Raw genomic sequence first — 19,724 nt, forward strand, 5'->3', positions numbered from 1 at the left:
CGGATTGTAGCTCGGTCCGAGTTAATTCATAGTCCGGCCCAAGCAAGAGACTTTCAGGGACAGGACGCGCCATGCAGGCCACGACGATCGAAGAACCGGCACGCCATGTGCCGCTCTACGGCGAATATGAAGTGGTCGTGCTCGGCGGCGGTCCGGCCGGCATCGTGGCGGCGGCCTCAGCTGCGCGCGCTGGGCGGAAGACGCTGCTGATCGAGCGCTACGGCTTTCTCGGCGGCATGGGCACTGCCGCAGGCGTCACCAACTTCTGCGGCCTGCACGGCAATGTCTATGGCCAGGCCCACCGGCTGGTGCAGGGCATGGCGTCCGAGCTGCTGGCGCGGATCAACCATTTGAACGGCCTCAACGCGCCGCATCTCATCCTTGGCAAGGTCTTCGCCCAGGCCTACGACACCGCCGCCTACAAGATCGCGGCCGACCAACTGCTCGCCAGTCACAAGGTGCACATTCTCTTCCACGCGCTCGGTGCCGGGGTCGTGATGGGCGCTAACAGCCGCATCGATGCGCTGATGGTCGAGACCAAGGCGGGCCGACAGGCGGTGCGATCGGAGATCTTCATCGATTGCTCCGGCGACGGCGATCTCGCGGTCTGGGCCGGCGCGCCGTTCGAATTCGGCGACGAGCACGGCCATCCGATGTATCCCTCGATGATGCTCCGCCTCAACGGCATCGATCCCGCGAAGGCCGGCGATGCCTGGCGCACCATCCCGCAATTGATGGAGCAGGCCACCGCCGCCGGCACCCACACATTCCCGCGCAAGAGCGCGATCGTGCGGCCGCAGAAATCCGGCATCGAATGGCGGGTGAATTTCACCCAAGTGGCGCGCGAGGACGGCCATGCCATCAACGGCATCGAGCCTGACGATCTCACCCGTGGCGAGATCGAGGGCCGCAAGCAGGCGCTGGCCGCGTTCGAATTCCTGCGCACCGTGCCGGGCTTTGAAAAATCCTACATCGTCGATCTGCCGCCGCAGCTCGGCATCCGCGAAACCCGCCGCATCACCGGCGGCTATCAGCTCAGCGGCGAGGACGTGCTCGGCTGCGCCTCGTTCGAGGATTCCATCGGGGTCAATGGCTGGCCGATCGAGGCCCATGTCCCCGGCGACGTCGTCTTCACCTTCCCGCCGATCCCGGAATCGCGCGGGTATAACGAGCTGCCTTACCGCATGCTGGTGCCCGAAGGCGTCGACAATCTTCTGGTCGCCGGCCGCTGCGCCTCGATGACCCATGAGGGCCAATCGGCGGCGCGGGTCTCCGGTGCCTGCTTCGTGATGGGCGAGGCGGCCGGTTCCGCCGCAGCGCTGGCGCTCTCCGGAAACCGGATCCCGCGTGACATCCCCGTTGAAAAGCTGCAGGAAACGTTGAAACAACAGGGCGCCTTCATCGGACGGGACCAGCCCGTGCCCGAGGGCCTGTAACCGACTGCAAGATAACGACGGCGAGGAAACGAAATGACCGGAATTGTGCGGCTCGCGCTAGCTGGCCTTATGGCGATCACAGCGATGGGCACGGCCCGAGCCGAGGACGCGCTGAAGGCCAGGATCGGGGTGCTCAGGCTATCCTCCTCCGCGCCGGTCTTCATCGCGCAGGACAAGGGCTATTTCCGCGAGGTCGGCCTGGACGTCGAGCTGAAATTCTTCGATGCGGCGCAGCCGATCGCGGTGGCCACCACCTCAGGCGACATCGATTTCGGCGTCACCGCCTTCACCGCCGGTCTTTACAATCTCGCCGGCAAGGGCGTGCTCAAGGTGATCGGCGGCATGAGCCGCGAGAAGGCCGGTTATCCCCTGATCGGCTATTTCGCCAGCAACAACGCCTATGCGAGCGGCCTGAAGACGCCGAAGGATCTCGCCGGCAAACGCGTGGCGATGACGCAGGTCGGCTCCTCCTTTCACTATTCGCTCGGCCTGCTTGCCGACAAATACGGCTTCAAGCTCGCCGACGTGAAGATCGTCCCGCTGCAATCGCTGTCGAATGCGGCGGCCGCGCTGAAGGGCGAGACGGTGGATGCGGCGCTGCTGCCGATCTCCACCGCGCGAAAGCTGATGGATGACGGCGGTGCGAAGTTTCTTGGCTGGGTCGGCGACGAGACACCCTGGCAATTGGGCGCGGTGTTCGCCTCGCCGAAGACGCTGACCAACAAGGTGCTGGTGACGAAGCTGCTCGGCGCTTTGGCAAAGGCCGACCGCGAATATCACGACGTCATCCTTGCCGCGATGAAGGACGGCGTCGCGCCGATCAATGACAAGACAAAGCCGCTGCTGGAGATCATCGCCAAATATACGAACCTGCCGGTCGAGCAGGTGGTCGGCAATTGCGCCTATATCGATCCCGACGGCAAGCTGGATGTGAAGAACGTCGACAATCAGATCAAATGGCTCCAGGAGCAGGGTTTTGCCGACAAGGGCTTCGACGCGAATGCGATCATAGCCAAGGAATTTGTGAAGGCGGATTGAGAGTAGAACGCAGCCTATGGACCTGATCGCCAACCACATCACCCATCGTTTCGGCGAACTCGCCGTGCTCGACGACGTCTCGTTCACCGTCAGCGCGGGCGAGGTGGTGGCGATCGTGGGGCCCTCGGGCTGCGGAAAGAGCACGCTGCTGTCGATACTGGGCGGGCTGTTACTGCCGACCTCCGGCGCGCCCGAGCTGCGTGGATCGCCGCCGGCGGACAGTCTCAATCCTCTCACCTTCGTGTTCCAGGACTTCGCGCTGCTGCCCTGGGCCAATGTGGAGGAGAACGTCGAATTCCCGCTGCTGCACACCCAGCTCTCGGCCGTGCAGCGCCGCGCGCTGGTCGACGATGCCTTGCGCCGCACCGGCCTGACCGATTTTCGCAAAACCTATCCAAAGCAGCTGTCCGGCGGCATGCGCCAGCGCGTCGGCATTTCGCGCGCGCTCGCGGTCCGGCCGGCCATTCTCTTGATGGACGAGCCGCTCTCGGCGCTGGATTCGCAGACCCGCGAACTGCTGATGGAGGATTTCGTCCGGCTGCTCGCCGATGGCGGCATGGGCGCGGTCTATGTCACGCATAATCTCGAAGAGGCGGCGCGGCTTGCCGACCGGATCGTGGTGCTGTCGCGGCGTCCAGGCCGCATTCGCGAAGTCGTGGCGGTGCCGATGACGCGCACTGAGCGCGGTGACATTGCAGCCCGTGAAAAGCTGCTCGCGCTTCAGAACCAGATCTGGTCGCTGATTCGCAACGAGGCGATCGATGCCGAGCGCGAGGTTCAGCATGCTTGATCGCGCTCCGGCGGGACCATCTGCGAAGGATGAAGCGGTCCGACGCGTCCGCTTTCGCGGCGCCGGCTTCGTGCCGGCGAGCAGCCGCTTTGGCGGCTGGATCGCGCTCGCGCTGGTCATTGCGATCTGGCAGGCGGCCGGCAGCACCGGCCTCGTCAATCCGCTGTTCCTGCCGCCGCCATCGGCGATCGCGCGTGCGATCTACCAGCTCGCGATCTCGGGCGCGCTGTGGCAGCACCTTTCCGCGTCGCTCCTGCGCATCGGTGTCGGCTGGCTGCTCGGCACGGCGGCCGGTGTGGCGGTTGGCTTTGCCATCGGCCTGTCGCGTCTGGCGCGCAGCGTCGGCATCACCTTCATCTCGGCGCTGTTCCCGATCCCGAAGATCGCGCTGCTGCCGCTGTTGATCCTCTGGCTCGGCATCGGTGAAGAGCCCAAGATCGCGACCATTGCGCTCGGGGTGTTCTTCTCGACCGCGATCTCGGTCTATAGCGGCGTCGACGCCGTGCCGCGCAACCTGATCCGCATGGCGCAGAGCTTCAACGTGCCGTTCGCCACCATCGTGCGCAAGGTGGTGTGGCCGGGCGCGCTGCCCGCGATCCTCGCCGGCTTCCGCATCACGTCGTCGGTGGCGCTGCTGCTCGTCGTTAGCGCCGAGATGATCGGCGCGCAGTACGGCATCGGTGCGTTCGTGCTGCAGGCCGGCAATTTGATGCAGACGGATCAGCTGCTCGCGGGCGTGGTGATTCTGTCGGTGTTTGGGTTGATGGTAGGGCGGGTGATCAACTGGCTGGAGATGCGGCTGTTGCACTGGCGATGAGGTTTACTCCGTCGTCGCGAGCGCAGCGAATCAATCCAGACTGTCGCCGTGGAAAGATTCTGGATTGCTTCGCTGCGCTCGCAATGACGATGCTACCAGCAGCGCACCTCACGCATTCCCGCGATCTTCCCGAAACAGATCCAGCTTCTGCTGCACGGGCCGATCCGAGAAGCTGAACAGCACCGCGTCCATGTCAGCCTCGTGCGTCACCCATTGCCAGCTCGGCACCACGAACAAATCGCGCGGGCCCCATTCGAAGGTCGCGTCGCCGATGCGGGTGCGGCCGTGGCCTTCGATCGGACAGAACACCGTTGCGTCTGTCGCGCGATAGCGCGCGGTCTTGAAGCCCTTCGGCAGCAACTGGATGAAGGTGCCGATGGTCGGCATCGCGAAGTCGCCGGTCTCGGGGTTGCTGAACTTCAGCTTCAGCCCGTGACAGGCGTCCCATTCCTGGCTCGTGCGGGCTTTCTCCAGTGCCTCGCGCGTGTAGGCATAGGGATAGCTGAAGATCGGCGAGGTCTTCGAGCTCCGCTTCACGTCGACCGGCAGCAAATTGTGGCCGTAGCGCGCAAAGCTGTCGCCGGCGGGCCTTGTAATCTTCTGCTGGTCCTCTTTGGAGCCTTCCGCGAAGGAGCAATCGAAGAACTGCACCAGCGGAATGTCGAGACCGTCGAGCCAGAACATCGGCTGATCGGTCTCGTTGGAATGATCGTGCCAGGTCATCGAGGGCGTGATGATGAAGTCGCCGGGCTCCATCGCGGTGCGCTCGCCGTCGACCGCGGTGTGGGCGCCCTTGCCTTCGAGCACGAAGCGCAGTGCCGATTGGCTGTGCCGGTGGGCGGGCGCGACGTCGCCGGGCACCACCATCTGCACGCCGGCATAGAGCGACGTGGTGATTTTCGACTGCCCGCGCAGGCCGGGATTCTCCAGCACCAGTACGCGCCGCTCGGCTTCTTTCGCCGTGATCAGCTTGCCGGCTTCGGTCATGTAGTCGCGGATGATGTCGAACTTCCACAGATGCGGCCGGCAGGCGCTCTTCGGCTCCGGCGTGATCAAATCGCTCATGACGGTCCAGAGCGCGGTGAGATTCTCGCCGTCGATCTTCTTGTAGAACGCCTCGCGTTCCGGCGTCTTGGTCACGGCTTCCATGGTGCGGCTCCCGTCGTTTTGTTGATTGACAGTATACTTACGATCTAGGTAGCGTCAACGTGCCGAACAAGAATGAAACGGGAGGGTTCCGATGAAGCTGCACGGCTATTTCCGCTCCAGCGCCGCCTACCGGGTACGGATCGCGCTGAACCTCAAGGGCCTCGGTGCCGAGCACCTGCCGCATCACCTTCGCGAGGGCGAGCAATGCGCGCCCGCCTATCTCGCCATCAATCCGCAGGGCCTGGTGCCCGCGCTGGAGAACGATGCGGGCGCAGTGCTGACCCAATCGGTCGCCATCATCGAATGGCTCGACGAAACCCATCCCAACCCGCCGCTGTTGCCGAGGGATGCGTTGCAGCGCGCCAAGGTGAGGGCGTTCGCGTTGGCGATCGCCTGCGACACTCACCCCGTGCAGAATCTGAAGGTGCTGGCGCGGCTACGCGAGCTCGGCCTGGCCGAGGAGAAGGTTCAGGACTGGGCGGCGTGGGTTAACCGCGAGGGGCTCGCGGCCTGCGAGACGCTGATCAGAAACGAGCCGGGCCCGTTCTGCTTCGGGGATGCGCCGACGCTCGCCGATCTCTGCCTGGTGCCGCAGCTCGCCAATGCGCGCCGCTTCGGCGTCGACGTCTCCGCCTATCCGCGTCTGCTGAAGGCGGAAGCTGCGGCCAAGGCGCTGCCGGCGTTCGTCAACGCCGCGCCGGAGAAGCAGCCCGATGCCGAGTAAGCCTGCCCCTCCGATCACGATAGACGCGGTCTACGCCGCGCCGGGCTATCTGTTCCGGCGCATGCAGCAGATCGCCGTCTCGATCTTCATGGAGGAGTGTAAGGCGTTCGATCTGACGCCGGTGCAATACGCGGCGCTGATCGCGATCCACACCCATCCCGGCATCGACGCGACGCGGCTGTCCGCGGTGATCGCCTTCGACCGCTCCACGCTCGGCAGCGTGATCGAGCGGCTTCAGGCCAAGGATTTCGTCGAGCGCAGGCCGGCGCCGGAAGACAAGCGGATCAAGCTGCTCTATCTGACCAAATCAGGCGCGGCGATCCTGCGTGACATCATTCCCGCCGTCGAACGCGCCCAGGCGCGGATGCTCGAGCCGCTCAAGCCTGCGGACCGCAAGGCGTTGATGGGGCTCCTGGTGCAGCTCGTCGATCTCAACAACGAGGCATCGCGGGTGCCGCTCCGGGCGGAGGACGCGCGGGAGCATCTGGGGAAGGCGGGGTGAGGGGGGCGTCAAATACCGCCGTCGTCCCGGCGAAGGCCGGGACCCATAACCACCGAGTTTGGTTTGGCGAAGACAGGCAATGACCTTCTAGCGCCACACTGCTGCCCCGGCGTATGGGTCCCGGCCTTCGCCGGGACGACACTGAGGGCGCGGCGGCCGAGTGCGGAGGCTTACATCCGCAACAACGCCTGCCGGTCGATCTTCCCCGTGCCGGTCTTCGGCAGCTCGTCGATGAAGATCACCTCACGCGGATATTTGTACGGAAGCAGCTTGCCCTTCACGTAATCCTGCAGCCTGCGGGTCGCTTCGCTTTGATCGGCCGCGCGGCTGTTCATCACCACGACCGCCTTCAGGGTCATGCGCCGGTCCGGCAGCTCGGCGGCGAACACCGCGCATTCGCGGATGTCTGGATGGTCGGAGAGGCACAGCTCGACCTCGAGCGGGTAGACCCACTGGCCGGATATCTTGATGAGATCGTCGGCGCGGCCGCGGAAGAAGTGAAAGCCGTCGGCATCGCGCACGAAGCGGTCGCCGGTGTAGATCCAGCCGCCTTCGCGGATGGTCTCGGCGGATTTGTCCGGCCGGTTCCAGTACAGCGGCGTGTTGGAATCGCCGCGTACCCACAAGATGCCTTCCTCGTCGTCGGCGACATCGCGGCCGTCCTTGTCGCGCAGCGCGACCTCGTAGCCGGGCACGCGCAGGCCGGCCGCGCCGAGCTTCTTCCGCTCGATGCGGTTGGAGAGATAGATGTGCAGCACCTCGGTCGAGCCGAGGCCTTCGACAATCTCGAGACCGGTGAGCGTCTTCCAGCCGTTGAAAACGTCGGCCGAGAGCACCTCGGCGGCTGAGAGCGCCATGCGCAGCGACGAGAAGTCGGTCTTGTTCGCACCCTCGGCCTTGGTCAGCGATGTATAAAGCGTCGGCAGGCCGAAGAAGACCGTCGGCTTGTACTGCTCAATCGCCGAAAAGATCGCCGCAGGCTTCGGCTGGCCCGGCAACAGCAGCGTGGTCGCGCCCGCCGAGAACGGGAAGGTGATCGCGTTGCCAAAGCCATAGGCGAAGAAGATTTTTGGCACCGAGAAGCAGATGTCATACGGCGTCAGCTTCAAGACGTTCTGCGCAAAGGCGACCTCGCTATAGGCCATGTCGTGCTGGAGATGCACGATGCCCTTGGGCCGGCCGGTCGACCCGGACGAGTACATCCAGAACGCCATCTCGTTGCGATGCGTGTCGGCCTCCGCGAGCTCAGTCGGAAATTGCGGGAGCCAGCCTGCGGCGGAAACGGCGTTCGGCGCGGCGTGATCGCTCGCCGGGCCATTGACGACGATCAAGGTGTGCAGGCTCGTGTCCTTGCAGGCCTCAGCGTTGAATCGTGCACAGAACTCGGCATCCGCCACCGCGACAGAAGCGCCGGAATCGGCGAGATAGAATTGCAGCAGATCCGGCGGCGTCAGCGTGTTGATCAGCAATGGCACGAAGCCGGCGCGCACCGCGCCGAAGAACGCGGCCGGATAGGCCGGGGTATCGTCGAGGAACAGCAGCACGCGATCGCCGCGCTTGAGGCCGAGCGAGGCAAAGCCGTTACCCCAGCGGCAGGCTTCCGCGCAGAGTTCGGCGTAGGTGCGCGTGCCCGCGGGGCCAATGAGCGCGAGCTTGTCGCCGCGGCCTTTGCCGACATTGTCGAACAGCACGCGGCTGGCATTGTAGACCTGCGGAACGGAAAAGCCGATCTCGCGCGCGCCCGCGCTGTCGGCGGGCACCTGGTCGTTAATCTGCCCGCTCATGCCTCGTCCCCACCGTTCTTGGCGGCTTCGTAGCGCGCCATGAAGGCCGGCGACATCGCGCGCAGGCGGGAGTCGTCGATGCGGCCTGAGCGGGTGATGTAGCTGTAGGCAAAGTCCATCAAGCCCTGCTGCATGTGCTGAGCAAAGTGCTCGTACCAGAAAGCGCTGGTCCGCGCGGCGTTGACGAGCTTCTGCACCACCGGCTTTCGCGCGGCCTGGTAGCGATGCAGGGCGGTGGAGAGATGGGCATCCGATTCCAGCGCCTTGACCAGCGCAATGGCGTCCTCGATCGCGAGCCGCGTGCCCGAGCCGATCGAGAAATGCGCCGAGTGCAGGGCGTCGCCGAGCAGCACCATGTTCTTGAACGACCAGTGCTCGTTCCAGACCCAGGGGAAGTTGCGCCAGACCGATTTGTTGGAGACCAGCGAGCGGCCGCCGAGCGTGTCGGCGAACACCTCCTCGCAGACTCCTTTGGACTGCTCCACGTCCTTGTAGGCGAAGCCATAGGCCTGCCACGTCGCATGATCGCATTCGACCAGGAACGTGCTCATGGTCGGCGAATAGCGGTAGTGATGGGCGTTGAAGGCGCCGCGGTCGGTCTTGACGAAGGTCTGCGACAGCGTGTCGAAGCGCTTGGAGGTGCCGTACCAGACGAACTTGTTGGAGGAGTAGGACAGCGAGGTGCCGAAATCGCCCTCGAAGGCGCGGCGCACCAGCGAGTTCAGACCGTCGGCGGCAACGATCAGATCGTGGCCGTTGAGCTGGTCGATGGAGTGGATCGGCGTGTCGAAGCGCGGGGTGACGCCGGCATCGAGCGCGCGCTGCTGCAGGAATCGCAACAGCTCGAGCCGGCCGATCGAGGAGAAGCCGACACCGTCAATGGCCACGCTGTCGCCGCTCAGGTTCAGCGTGATGTTCTCCCAGCTCTCCATGTGCGGCGCGATTGCGTCGACCGTCTCGGGGTCGTCGGCACGCAAAAATTCCAGCGCCTGGTCGGAGAACACCACGCCAAAGCCCCAGGTCGCGTCGGCCGGGTTCTGTTCGAACAGGTCGACCTGATCCTCGGGGTGACGCTTCTTCCAGAGATAGGCGAAGTAGAGCCCACCGGGGCCTCCGCCAATCACGGCGATCCGCAACGTCTGTCCTCCCTGATTGACAGTATACTTACTATCTAGGGGTAGACTAATGTGCTCCGGCTTCCCGCGCCAGCGGAATTATCGGCAAAGCGCGGGCGCGCCGAAGCTCGTGCCCGGACGCGCGTTTGGCGCGTGTCCGAAGCAGTGAGTGCGAAGCATAGCCAAACCGCGCTGGCTTGGCCATCCGCACGTCAGACGCCGCACTTTGCTCAGCCGCCGTTCACCACGGTAGTGCAGCCGCCGGATGGCCACGCTCCTCTAGCGTGCAGCGAACGGCGCCAGCACGTCCTTGCAGGCGGGCGACAACGACGCGGCGTTGCTGGCAACGCATTGGATGATCCGACCGCCACCTGGCGCCACGCTGCCGCACAGCGTGCGGACATCCTCGCGACATGCGGACTGGACGATGAACAGCTCTTCGCGTGGCCGCAGCGGGCGCAGCACGATCACGGCAGGTGCCGCTGCCGGTGCTGCCGCCGCCGCAGGAGCTGCGCCCGCAGGTGCCGCCGTTACTGCCGCGCCACCGCCGCCGGCCGCGGCGCTCACAGCCTTCTCGCAGGCCGGCGAAACCTTTGCCTTGTTCTTCTCCAGGCATTCGAGCGCAGGCGCGCCGCCAGGCGGCACGCTGGCGCACACCCTGGGATAATCGGCGCGGCACGCGCTCTTGACGGCAGCGACCTGCGCGCTGCTCGGCTGTTTGGCCGCCGCGGCTGCTGCCGCCGCCTTGGGCGCGGCCGCGGCAGCCGGCTTTGCGGCGGGAGCGGATTCAGCCTTCGGCGCGGCAGGCGTGGACTCCGCCTTGGGTGCAGCCTCTTTGGGTGCAGCTTCGGCCTTCGGCGCGGCTTCGGCCTTCGGCGCCGCAGCAGGCTCGACGGCGCGAACGGCGGTTTGGCATCCGGAGGACAGGCCCGACATGTTCTTCTGCAAACATTGATACGCCTCCACACCGCCCGGCGTGACGCTCGAACAGTGCGCCATGAAGTCCGAGCGGCATGCGGAGCGGATCGCGCTCTTCTGCGCCTCGGTCGGTGTTTGTGCGAACGCGCCTGCTGCAGTTGCGAAGAGAGCGGCCGCCAGCAACGCCCCGCGTGTTGACGCATGTTTCAACGTGTTGAACATCTGAGTGAATTCCTGCCCTGTCGGCAACGCCGACGTTTTTCAAATCTGATGCAAACGCAATCATCGCGAGTGATGCCTCGCGAGCGATATCTTTGGCCGCTTTGGCTGCTACCGCAAGGAGATATGCGAGCGAAATTGCGACGTAACTAGGTCGTCAGAGCTTGACCATCCGCTTGCCGCGGTTCTCGCCCGCAAGCAATCCGATCAGCGCCTTCGGTGTATTCTCGAGGCCGTCGATGATGTCCTCCTGCACCTTCAGCTTGCCGGATGTGACCCAGGCCTGGAGGTCGGCGAGCGCGCGCTGGCTTTCCTTCATGTAGTCCATCACGATGAAGCCCTGCATGACGAGCCGCTTCACCACGATCAGACCGGGCACGCCGCGCGGGCCGTGTGCCGAGGGCGCGCCATCATATTGCGAGATCGCGCCGCAGCAGGCGATGCGGCCGTAATTGTTCATCTGCGGCAGGCAGGCTTCGAGAATGTCGCCGCCGACATTGTCGAAATAGACGTCGATACCCTTCGGAGCTGCCGCGCGCAGCGCCTTGAACACCGCGCCGTCCTTGTAGTCGACGGCTGCATCGAAGCCGAGCTCGGAGGTCAGCCAGTTGCATTTGTCGGCGCCGCCGGCGATGCCGACCACGCGGCATCCCTTGATCTTCGCGATCTGCCCGACGATCGAGCCGACCGAGCCCGCGGCCGCGGAGACCACGACCGTCTCGCCCTCTTTGGGCTTGCCGATCTCCAGCAGGCCGAAATAAGCCGTGAGGCCGGCGATGCCGAAGACGCTGAGCAGATGCGTCATCGGCTCGAGCTTCGGCATCTTCGTGAGGTGCTTGGCAGGCACTGCCGCCAACTCCTGCCAGCCGGTGTCGCCGAACACGATGTCGCCCGGCGCAAGCCCCGGCGCCTTCGAGCTGACGACCTCGGCGATGGCGCCGCCGGCCATCACGCTGTTGGCTTCGACTGCTGAACGATAGGTTGCGCCGTGCATCCAGGCGCGGTTGGCGGCGTCGAGTGAGATGTATCGCACGCGCAGCAAGGCCTCGCCGTCCTTCGGCTCGGGCACCGCACCTTCGACCAGCTTGAAGTGCTCGGGGCCGAGCTTGCCGCTGGGCTTTTCCACCAAAAGAATCTGACGATTGACGCTGCCGCTCATGATGTTTCCCCTCGGTCGTTTGACGATTATTGATGCAGCTGCCGCAAGAAAAACGTGCAAGCCGCTTTCGTTGTGCGCTGCATGAAGGCTAGATCGCGGGCGCCAGTTTCGCAACGGGAACATCCGCCCCGACGGTCGCACGCCAAGCGTGTTGCGCAGCCGTCATATCTGCGACATCATGAAGCGGTCGGTGTAGCGGGGGTGTTCAATGTCGAACAGGTTTACGCAATTCATTCTGGTGGCGATGGTGCTCGGCATCATCATGGGCGCGGCGATCTACAATTTCCTGCCCGATACGCGGGGCGATTGGGCCTCGTCCATCAACCTGATCGCCGTGATTTTCCTGCGCCTGATCAAGATGATCATCGCGCCGCTGGTGTTTGCGACCCTGGTCGGCGGCATTGCTCATATGGGCTCGGGCTCCAAGCTCGGCCGCATCTTCGCCAAGACCATGGGCTGGTTCGTCAGCGCCTCTTTCGTCTCGCTGATGCTCGGCCTCGTGATGGTCAATCTGCTCCAGCCCGGCGCGAACTTCCCCGGTACGCTGCCTGACAAGGCGCAGTCGACCGGCCTGCCGGTTTCCGCCTTCTCGATCGAAAAATTCCTGACCCATCTGATCCCGACCTCGATCGCGGATGCGATGGCGCAGAACGAGATCCTGCAGATCGTGATCTTCGCCGTGTTCTTCTCGGTGGCGATGGGCTCGATGCCCGAGCGCTCCAAGCCGATCCTGGCGCTGATCGACGATATCGGCCACATCATGCTCAAGGTGACAGGCTATGTGATGCTGTTCGCGCCGTTCGCGGTCTGGGCCGCCATCACCGCGACGGTTGCCAAGAACGGCCTGCTGGTGCTCTGGAAGCTCATCGTCTTCATGGGTGGCTTCTATCTCTCGCTCGCGCTGCTGTGGGGCATCCTGGTGGTCGTAGGCTTCATCGTGATCGGGCCGCGCTACGCCCATCTGCTGAAGCTGATCCGCGAGCCGCTGATGATCGCGTTCTCCACCGCGAGCTCCGAAGCGGCCTATCCGAAAACCCTGGAGGGGCTGAACAAGTTCGGCGCCTCGTCGCGGATATCGAGCTTCGTGCTGCCGCTCGGCTATTCCTTCAATCTCGACGGCACGATGATGTACTGCACCTTCGCGAGCGTCTTCATCGCGCAGAGCTACCACATCGACATGCCGCTCGGCACCCAGCTCGCGATGCTGGCGACCCTGATGATCACCTCGAAGGGCGTCGCCGGCGTGCCGCGCGCCTCCCTCGTCGTGATCGCCTCGACGCTGTCGCAGTTCGGCATCCCCGAGGCGGGGCTGTTGATGATCATGGGCATCGATACCTTCCTCGACATGGGCCGTAGCGCCACCAACGTGATCGGCAACACGCTCGCGACCTCGGTCGTGGCCAAGTGGGAAGGCGAGCTCGGGCCCGAGCACGAGCTTGGACCGGCCGATGCCGTGCCGGGGGACATGATCCCCGGCGAAGTGCCTGCGATGGCCGGCCATTGATCGGAGTGCATCATGCGCCTTTCAATGGCGATATCGGGCGGCCTGTTGCTGGCAGCGTGCCAGCTGGCCACGGGTGCCTCCGCCCAGACCGGTGGCAGCGAAGGGCTTAGCCCGACGCTGTCGGCGATCAAGACCGCGCACACCGTGCGGCTCGGCTATCGCGAGAGCTCGCCGCCGTTCTCCTTCCTCGACCAGGCCAACCGGCCGATCGGCTACAGCCTCGAGCTCTGCGAGGCTATTGTCGAGGAGATCGGTGTCGAGGTCGACGATCCCAATCTCAAGATCGCCTACGTCAAGGTCACCTCGGATGACCGCATCGACGCCGTGCTCCAGAACAAGATCGACCTGGAATGCGGCTCGACCACGGCCAATGCCGAGCGCGGCAAGCGCGTCGCCTTCTCGCCGCTGATGTTCGTCGCCGGCACCAAGCTGATGGTGCCGAAGGCGTCCAGCGTCCAGTCGCTGACTGATCTGAAGGGCAAGACTGTCGTGGTGACGAAGGGCACCACCAACGAGCAGGCGATCCAGGCGGCCGACAAGAAGTCCTCGTTGGGGCTGACCATCGTTGTCGGTGCCGATCACGAACAGTCATACCAGATGCTCGTCGACGGCAAAGCCGATGCGTTCGCGACCGACGACATCCTGCTGTCCAGCTTGATCGTGCGCCACAAGGCACAGGACAAGTTCCGCGTCACCGGCGATTACCTGTCCTACGACCCCTACGGCATCATGTTCCGCAAGGGCGAACCGCAACTGACGGTCGTGGTCGATCGCACCTTCCGCAAGCTCGGCTCCAACCACGACCTCGTTCCGCTCTACAACAAATGGTTCACCGCACGGCTTCCGACCGGCGAACGGCTGAACGTGCCGATCTCGCTGCAGCTGGAGGAAGCCTTCAAGGCGATGGACGATTCCGCGAGCGCGAATAACTAGCGCCTGCCCGAAAAAGGCAGGGCTATCGCATATGACGTCTCAGCGGCGCGTGAGCGAGCGCCTCGTCCTTGGAGACGACCGCTTCGCGGTCTCCTCAGGATGAGGCTCAGCTGCATCCGTCTGCGTTGAATGCTGCCGCATACTCATCCCTCATCCTGAGGGCCCGCCGCAGGCGGGCGTCTCGAAGGATGGCCGCAATCGAGCTTTCAGCCATATGCGATTGCCCCGCCATACAAGGGAGAGGGCCTGGCAAAGATCAGCGCGTGCTCACGCGCCTGCGGGCACCTGGTCCAGAAATCCCGTGATGCTCCTGATGCGGCCGTCCTTCAGCACGGCGAAATCCGTCCCCTTGATCGGGCTGTCGATGCCATCAGGACCAAGGCCCCAACTGAAGCGGACATGGTCGCCGTAGCCGTTGGGCTCGCCGATCAGCTTGAACTTGAAATCGGGGAAGCGCTGCTGCACGCCTGCGATCAGCGCATCGACGCCGTCATGGCCATCCCCCTTCATCAGGGGGTCGACATAGCTCGCATCCGCCGTCCAGTTCTGGCTCAGCAGTTCGCGCCGGCGGCCGGCTGCACGCTCGTTCCAGAGATCGATGTAGCGGCGGGCGATGATGATGGGGTCGGTCATTGTCGTCTCCTTCGATGGCGCCGTGTCGTTCGGCTGACCTGACTATCGAAGGTTTGCGCGCGCTGATCGATTACCTCGGAGGTCATGCGCATGATCCGGGAAAGTGTGAAGCGGTTTCCCGATCAGATCATGCGTCGACAAGCGCGCGCAAATGTCGCGCCAACTTACTTCGCCGCGGTGACCATGATTTCGACGGTGTATTGGGCTGCCGCGAGCTTGGCTTCGACGGTGGCGCGTGCCGGCGTGTTGCCGGGCGAGACCCAGGCGTCCCACACCGCGTTCATCTCGCCAAACGTCTTCATGTCGGTGATGTAGATCGTGGCCGAGAGCAGCTTCGACTTGTCGGTGCCGGCCTTGGCGAGATGGCTGTCGATGGTCGCCAGGATGTCCTGGGTCTGCTTCGTCACACTTTCGCCGGCGGCGTTGTTGGCGACGACTCCGGCGAGATAGACGGTGTTGCCGTGCACGACGACCTGGCTCATGCGCGGGCCGGTTTCAAGACGCTGAATGCTCATTGGGAGATCTCCTTTGAATGGTGGCCCTGTCTAGCGCAGCGGCCTGCCTCGTGCCACCCCAGGCACGCATGCGTTACCAGGCACGCATGCGTTGCCGGGCACGCATGCGTCGTCGGCGATGCCCGAGTTGCACTTCAAGGAAACTGGCCGAAGAACGTCCAGATCGTCTCGGCGGCGTCGATGTCGCCGTTCTGCGATCCGAGCAAGCTGGCGGCGACCTTCGGGAAGCGGGCATCCGGAGAAAATCCGGGCATGCGGTGACCGCCTTGATTGATGCGATAAAGCACGACGTCGTGCCCTCCAGGACAGCGCGAGGAGATCCGTGTCACCGTGGACTGGTCTGCAGGCGCCCTGTCGGGCAATTCGGTCGTGTCGGCACTATCGGTCTCGCAGCCGTTGAGCTTGCGCCAGAACGCAAGCGTCTCGTCGGTGGACCAGAACCCGTCTGCGGCGTAATAGTTCGATCCGCGGCCGCCCTCGTAGGGGACCAGCGGATCGGCGGTGCCGTTCATCAGCAGCATCGGCAGCGACCGCGACGGATGGCACGTCACTGCGGCCTCATCGGTGAGGTTCATGCTCACGCTCGCAGCGGCAGCAAACAGATCGGCCCGGGCGCAGACCAGCGTCATCGCCATGGCGCCGCCATTGGAGATGCCAGTGACATAGACGCGGCGAGGATCGGCGGTGCCGCTCGCCACCTGCTTCTCGACGAGCTTTGCGATGAAGGCGACGTCGTCGGTGCCGGCGGGCGGGCCACGGAGCGCCGGTCCCGCCTTGGTCCTCGCATCGGCCCATGCGTGGTTGAGGCCATCAGGAAAGACCACGGCAAACCCTTCGCGCTTTGCGACCTGCGGCCACGCCGTCCGCGTCATCATGTCGGCGCCGCGCTGGGTCTTGCCGTGCAGCACGACCACGAGCGGCACGAGCCGCTTCGCCGGTAGTTGCACAGTGTAGGACCGCTTCACGCCGTCGATGTCGATCGTATCGGCGGACGCAGCCGAGGCGGCGGCCAAAGCCGCAACAAACGCCGCGATGCGCATCCGCCGCATCATCTAGCCCACGGCTTTCGCCGCGGCCCGGCCTGCATTGCAACCGGAGAACAGGCAGCCGCCGAGGAACGTACCTTCCAGCGAGCGATAGCCGTGCACGCCGCCGCCGCCGAAGCCGGCGGCTTCGCCCGCTGCATAGAGGCCGGGGATGACGCTGCCCTCCTCGCCGAACACGCGCGAAGAGAGGTCGGTCTCGAAACCGCCCAGCGTCTTGCGCGTGAGGATGTTGAGCTTGACCGCGATCAGCGGCCCTTGCGCGGGATCGAGGATGCGGTGCGGCGAGGCGGTGCGGATCAGCCTGTCGCCGATATAGCGCCGCGCATTGTGGATATTCATCACCTGCGCATCCTTGACGTAAGGATTGGCGATCTCACGGTCGCGCGCCTCGATCTGCATCCTGATGTGCTCGAGCTTGAGGAGCTCGCTGCCGGCCAGCTTGTTCATGGCCGCAACGAGATCCTCGATCTTGTCGCGCACGATGAAGTCGACACCATGGCTTTTGAACGCTTCCACCGGCGCCGGCGCGCCCTTGTTGGTGGCGCGCTTGATGGTCATGCGCCAGCTCTTGCCGGTGAGGTCGGGATTCTGCTCCGAGCCCGACAGCGCAAACTCCTTCTTGATGATGCTCTGGGTCAGGATGAACCAGGAATAATCGTACCCGGTGGACATGATGTATTGGAGCTGGCCGAGCGTGTCGGAGCCGGGAAACAACGGCGCCGGCAGGCGCGTGCCGCTGGCGTCGAACCACATCGAGGAGGGGCCGGGCAGGATGCGGATGCCGTGGCGCGGCCAGATCGGTGACCAGTTCTGGATGCCTTCGACATAATGCCACATGCGGTCGCGGTTGATCAGCCGCGCGCCTGATTTCTCGGTGATGCCGATCATGCGGCCGTCGACATGCTCGGGCACGCCGGAGATCATGAATTTCGGCGGCGTGCCGAGCCGCTTCGGCCAGTTCTGCCGCACCAGCTCGTGATTGCCGCCAATGCCGCCGGACGCGACGATTACGGCTTGCGCCTTCAACGCGAACTCGCCGACGACATTGCGCGACGAGCTCTTGCCGCGCTCGACATTATCCGGGGCGAGAATGGCGCCGCCGACGCCGTCCACCGTGCCGTTGGTGATCGAGAGCGCGTCGACGCGATGGCGGAACCTGAAGCTCAGCCGGCCGCTTTTGACGGCCTCGCGCGCGCGGCGCTCGAACGGCTCGACGATGCCGGGCCCGGTGCCCCAGGTGACATGAAAGCGCGGCACCGAATTGCCGTGGCCCATCGCATCATAGCCGCCGCGCTCGGCCCATCCGACCACGGGGAAGATGCGATGGCCCATCGCACGTAGCCAGGCGCGCTTCTCGCCGGCCGCGAACGCCACATAGGCCTCGGCCCATTGCCGCGGCCAGAAATCCTCGTCGCGGTCGAAGCCGGCGGTGCCGAGCCAGTCCTGCATCGCAAGGTCGAAGGAGTCCTTGATGCCGAGCCGGCGCTGCTCCGGCGAATCGACCAGGAACAATCCGCCGAACGACCAGAACGCCTGGCCGCCCAGCGACTGCTCGCCCTCCTGGTCGACCACGATCACGCGCTTGCCGGCATCCGCGATCTCGGTTGCGGCCACGAGCCCCGACAGTCCTGCGCCGACAACGATGACGTCAGTCTCTTCAGTCATCCGTTCGGCCATATGCTTCCCCCTTCATGTGTTTCCCCTCCACAGGTTCCCCCCTGTAGTTGCCCGGATTGAAGCCGGCGGTTGCAACTGAGATCAAGAGGATGGCGCGTAAGACATCGTTAACTTGTTCCACTTCGGGAAAAAGACCGGCTGAGTGCAGCGCCGGCGCAACACTGGATTTGAATTTGTTTTGAGCGAGCCGGCATGCCTAGACAAAACCGCGGTTACGACGGACCCTAGCAGGGCATCACCACCTGACACACAGATTCGAATTCGACTGGGGCGGGGGCCAATGAAGTTTCTGACGGGGTTGCTTGCGGCGGTTCTCCTGATCGCGAGCATGGGCGCTTCTCAGGCAGTGGTTCGGATCGCGGATGACCGCGGCGGCCGGATCGGAACCTACGTCGACAAGTACCAGGACCTGCGACAGTCGGGCGACACCGTCATCATCGACGGTCTCTGCGCCTCTGCCTGCACCATCGTCCTTGGCGCCATCCCGCCCGACCGCATCTGCGTGACGTCGCACGCGACACTGGGCTTCCACGCAGCGTGGGATTTCGGCAGCAACGGCCGCGCCGTCACCAATACCGAGGCGACCCAGATGCTCTATGCGATGTATCCCTCGCAGGTGAAACGCTGGATCAATCAGCGCGGCGGCCTTACCCCGCATATGCTCTTCCTGAAGGGCAGGCAGCTCCAGGCCATGTACAAGCCCTGCTACCTCGACGCGCAGGCCTCCGCCAACAAGCCGTCGCCGCGGTAGGCCGCGGCAGGCGCTCGCTTCGTCTAACGCTGAATTTTCGTCATGGCCGGGCTTGTCTCGGCCATCCACGTTCTTGGCCCGGGCGAGATGACGGAGATCCTCCTCACCACGTGATCTCCGGCCGCCAACTGCGCTTGCCCGGCTCGGCCCCAGCGCCTATTTGAACGGGAGGGAACCCTTCACCCCGAACGTTGTCATGGCTCAACCACTGCACCCCGCCCATCCTGTATCGGACAATTCGCCCACTGCCGGCCGGATGCCGTTCGTGGTGCTGTTGGCGGGTGCTGGCGTCGGCGGCCTGGTCGTGCTCGGCGTGCTCGCGCTCTGGTTCCACTACGGCAGCCAGGTGTTCTTCGAAATGATCAGGACCGGTTTCGCCGCCTGCTTCTGATCCGCGACAGGAAGTTTTCCGCCCATGAACTCCACCGCCCGTCCGCTGGTGATCGCGATCGCCTTCGCCGCAAGCCTCATCTTCGGGCTGCTGATCGTATTCTGGGCCATGGGCGGGGTCAGCAAGGTGGCGCAGCCGGCGGCGATCGGCGGCCCGTTCCAGCTCACTGACCAGAACGGCAAGGCCGTCACCGACAAGAACCTCAAGGGCAAGCCGACCCTGATCTTCTTCGGCTACACCCATTGCCCCGACGTCTGCCCGACCTCGCTGTTCGAGATCTCGGAAGTGCTGCGCGCGATGGGCAAGGACGCCGATAAGGTCAATGCCGTCTTCATCTCGGTCGATCCCGAGCGCGATACGCCGGCGGCGATGAAGGATTATCTGTCGAGCTTCGACCCGCACCTCGAGGGCCTCAGCGGCGATCCTGCCGAGATCGCCAAGGTGATCACCTCCTACCGGGTCTACGCCAAGAAGGTCCCAACCAAGGACGGCGACTACACCATGGACCACACCGCGCTGATCTACCTGATGGACCGCGACGGCCGTTTCGTCTCGCCGTTCAACCTGAAGCGCACACCGGAAGAGGCCGCAGTGGAGTTGAAGCGGTATCTGTAGGCTCCCTA

20 protein-coding genes are annotated in these 19,724 nt (G+C 64.5%); 11 read left to right on the forward strand and 9 right to left on the reverse strand.

Annotated elements, in window-relative coordinates; all coding sequences use genetic code 11:
• The first annotated feature begins 71 nt into the window (after window positions 1-71).
• The 4 genes from BRA1417_RS0106980 to BRA1417_RS0106995 are packed head-to-tail and all read left to right on the forward strand — an operon-like array spanning window position 72 to window position 4,081.
• A complete protein-coding gene (locus tag BRA1417_RS0106980) occupies window positions 72-1,436 on the forward strand; it encodes an FAD-dependent oxidoreductase (RefSeq protein WP_027515214.1) in 1,365 nt (454 codons plus the stop codon).
• A 33-nt stretch (window positions 1,437-1,469) separates the two neighbouring features.
• Complete coding sequence (locus BRA1417_RS0106985) at window positions 1,470-2,474, forward strand: ABC transporter substrate-binding protein (protein ID WP_027515215.1); 1,005 nt, start codon at window positions 1,470-1,472, stop codon at window positions 2,472-2,474.
• Window positions 2,475-2,490: 16 nt separating this feature from the next.
• On the forward strand, window positions 2,491-3,264 hold the full coding sequence (locus tag BRA1417_RS0106990; RefSeq protein ID WP_027515216.1) for an ABC transporter ATP-binding protein: 774 nt from the start codon (window positions 2,491-2,493) through the stop codon (window positions 3,262-3,264).
• Window positions 3,257-4,081 (forward strand): ABC transporter permease, encoded by an 825-nt coding sequence (locus BRA1417_RS0106995; RefSeq protein WP_027515217.1) that lies wholly within the window; start codon window positions 3,257-3,259, stop codon window positions 4,079-4,081. The genes BRA1417_RS0106990 and BRA1417_RS0106995 overlap by 8 nt, the downstream gene beginning before the upstream one ends.
• A 108-nt stretch (window positions 4,082-4,189) precedes the next feature.
• Here the strand turns inward: BRA1417_RS0106995 and gtdA are convergent, their stop codons facing one another.
• Window positions 4,190-5,230: a gentisate 1,2-dioxygenase gene (gtdA, locus tag BRA1417_RS0107000; RefSeq protein ID WP_027515218.1), complete on the reverse strand. Its 1,041-nt coding sequence runs from the start codon at window positions 5,228-5,230 to the stop codon at window positions 4,190-4,192.
• Window positions 5,231-5,321: 91 nt separating this feature from the next.
• Here gtdA and maiA point away from each other — a divergent pair, with 91 nt between their 5' ends.
• Together maiA and BRA1417_RS0107010 are read left to right on the forward strand one after the other, a co-directional pair.
• The gene (maiA, locus tag BRA1417_RS0107005; protein ID WP_027515219.1) at window positions 5,322-5,954 is read left to right on the forward strand and encodes a maleylacetoacetate isomerase; all 633 of its coding nucleotides are present in this window, start codon (window positions 5,322-5,324) and stop codon (window positions 5,952-5,954) included.
• Complete coding sequence (locus BRA1417_RS0107010) at window positions 5,944-6,456, forward strand: MarR family winged helix-turn-helix transcriptional regulator (protein WP_027515220.1); 513 nt, start codon at window positions 5,944-5,946, stop codon at window positions 6,454-6,456. The genes maiA and BRA1417_RS0107010 overlap by 11 nt, the downstream gene beginning before the upstream one ends.
• A gap of 170 nt (window positions 6,457-6,626) precedes the next feature.
• Here the strand turns inward: BRA1417_RS0107010 and BRA1417_RS0107015 are convergent, their stop codons facing one another.
• The 4 genes from BRA1417_RS0107015 to BRA1417_RS0107030 all read right to left on the reverse strand — a co-directional run bounded on the left by BRA1417_RS0107015 (window position 6,627) and on the right by BRA1417_RS0107030 (window position 11,651).
• Window positions 6,627-8,240 (reverse strand): benzoate-CoA ligase family protein, encoded by a 1,614-nt coding sequence (locus tag BRA1417_RS0107015; RefSeq protein ID WP_027515221.1) that lies wholly within the window; start codon window positions 8,238-8,240, stop codon window positions 6,627-6,629.
• Entirely contained in the window at window positions 8,237-9,376 is a 1,140-nt protein-coding gene (locus BRA1417_RS0107020) for an FAD-dependent monooxygenase (protein ID WP_027515222.1), read from the reverse strand. Before BRA1417_RS0107020 ends, BRA1417_RS0107015 begins: the two co-directional genes overlap by 4 nt.
• A gap of 258 nt (window positions 9,377-9,634) precedes the next feature.
• Window positions 9,635-10,495 (reverse strand): cysteine rich repeat-containing protein, encoded by an 861-nt coding sequence (locus tag BRA1417_RS0107025; RefSeq protein ID WP_027515223.1) that lies wholly within the window; start codon window positions 10,493-10,495, stop codon window positions 9,635-9,637.
• Window positions 10,496-10,649: 154 nt separating this feature from the next.
• Window positions 10,650-11,651 (reverse strand): NADP-dependent oxidoreductase, encoded by a 1,002-nt coding sequence (locus tag BRA1417_RS0107030; RefSeq protein WP_027515224.1) that lies wholly within the window; start codon window positions 11,649-11,651, stop codon window positions 10,650-10,652.
• A 208-nt stretch (window positions 11,652-11,859) separates the two neighbouring features.
• Here BRA1417_RS0107030 and BRA1417_RS0107035 point away from each other — a divergent pair, with 208 nt between their 5' ends.
• Together BRA1417_RS0107035 and BRA1417_RS0107040 are read left to right on the forward strand one after the other, a co-directional pair.
• Window positions 11,860-13,155 carry a dicarboxylate/amino acid:cation symporter gene (locus BRA1417_RS0107035; RefSeq protein WP_027515225.1) on the forward strand — a complete coding sequence of 432 codons (1,296 nt, stop codon included), beginning with the start codon at window positions 11,860-11,862 and terminating at the stop codon, window positions 13,153-13,155.
• A 12-nt stretch (window positions 13,156-13,167) separates the two neighbouring features.
• On the forward strand, window positions 13,168-14,088 hold the full coding sequence (locus BRA1417_RS0107040; RefSeq protein WP_027515226.1) for an amino acid ABC transporter substrate-binding protein: 921 nt from the start codon (window positions 13,168-13,170) through the stop codon (window positions 14,086-14,088).
• A 267-nt stretch (window positions 14,089-14,355) separates the two neighbouring features.
• Here the strand turns inward: BRA1417_RS0107040 and BRA1417_RS0107045 are convergent, their stop codons facing one another.
• The 4 genes from BRA1417_RS0107045 to BRA1417_RS0107060 all read right to left on the reverse strand — a co-directional run bounded on the left by BRA1417_RS0107045 (window position 14,356) and on the right by BRA1417_RS0107060 (window position 17,947).
• On the reverse strand, window positions 14,356-14,721 hold the full coding sequence (locus BRA1417_RS0107045) for a nuclear transport factor 2 family protein (RefSeq protein ID WP_027515227.1): 366 nt from the start codon (window positions 14,719-14,721) through the stop codon (window positions 14,356-14,358).
• A gap of 164 nt (window positions 14,722-14,885) precedes the next feature.
• Window positions 14,886-15,236, reverse strand: coding sequence for a RidA family protein (locus tag BRA1417_RS0107050; protein ID WP_007599359.1), 351 nt, complete (start codon window positions 15,234-15,236; stop codon window positions 14,886-14,888).
• Window positions 15,237-15,370: 134 nt separating this feature from the next.
• Entirely contained in the window at window positions 15,371-16,288 is a 918-nt protein-coding gene (locus tag BRA1417_RS0107055; RefSeq protein ID WP_027515228.1) for a PHB depolymerase family esterase, read from the reverse strand.
• Window positions 16,289-17,947 (reverse strand): FAD-binding dehydrogenase, encoded by a 1,659-nt coding sequence (locus BRA1417_RS0107060; protein WP_027515229.1) that lies wholly within the window; start codon window positions 17,945-17,947, stop codon window positions 16,289-16,291. It lies immediately after the preceding gene.
• Between the two features lie 292 nt (window positions 17,948-18,239).
• On the opposite strand from BRA1417_RS0107060, the gene BRA1417_RS0107065 reads away from it, so the two are divergent.
• The 3 genes from BRA1417_RS0107065 to BRA1417_RS0107075 all read left to right on the forward strand — a co-directional run bounded on the left by BRA1417_RS0107065 (window position 18,240) and on the right by BRA1417_RS0107075 (window position 19,716).
• On the forward strand, window positions 18,240-18,710 hold the full coding sequence (locus BRA1417_RS0107065; RefSeq protein ID WP_027515230.1) for a hypothetical protein: 471 nt from the start codon (window positions 18,240-18,242) through the stop codon (window positions 18,708-18,710).
• A 196-nt stretch (window positions 18,711-18,906) separates the two neighbouring features.
• Window positions 18,907-19,101 carry a hypothetical protein gene (locus BRA1417_RS0107070; RefSeq protein ID WP_027515231.1) on the forward strand — a complete coding sequence of 65 codons (195 nt, stop codon included), beginning with the start codon at window positions 18,907-18,909 and terminating at the stop codon, window positions 19,099-19,101.
• Window positions 19,102-19,125: 24 nt separating this feature from the next.
• Window positions 19,126-19,716: an SCO family protein gene (locus BRA1417_RS0107075; RefSeq protein WP_027515232.1), complete on the forward strand. Its 591-nt coding sequence runs from the start codon at window positions 19,126-19,128 to the stop codon at window positions 19,714-19,716.
• The last annotated feature ends 8 nt before the right edge of the window (window positions 19,717-19,724 follow it).

Origin of the sequence: Bradyrhizobium sp. WSM1417 (genome assembly GCF_000515415.1) — a bacterium.
Lineage (GTDB): Bacteria > Pseudomonadota > Alphaproteobacteria > Rhizobiales > Xanthobacteraceae > Bradyrhizobium.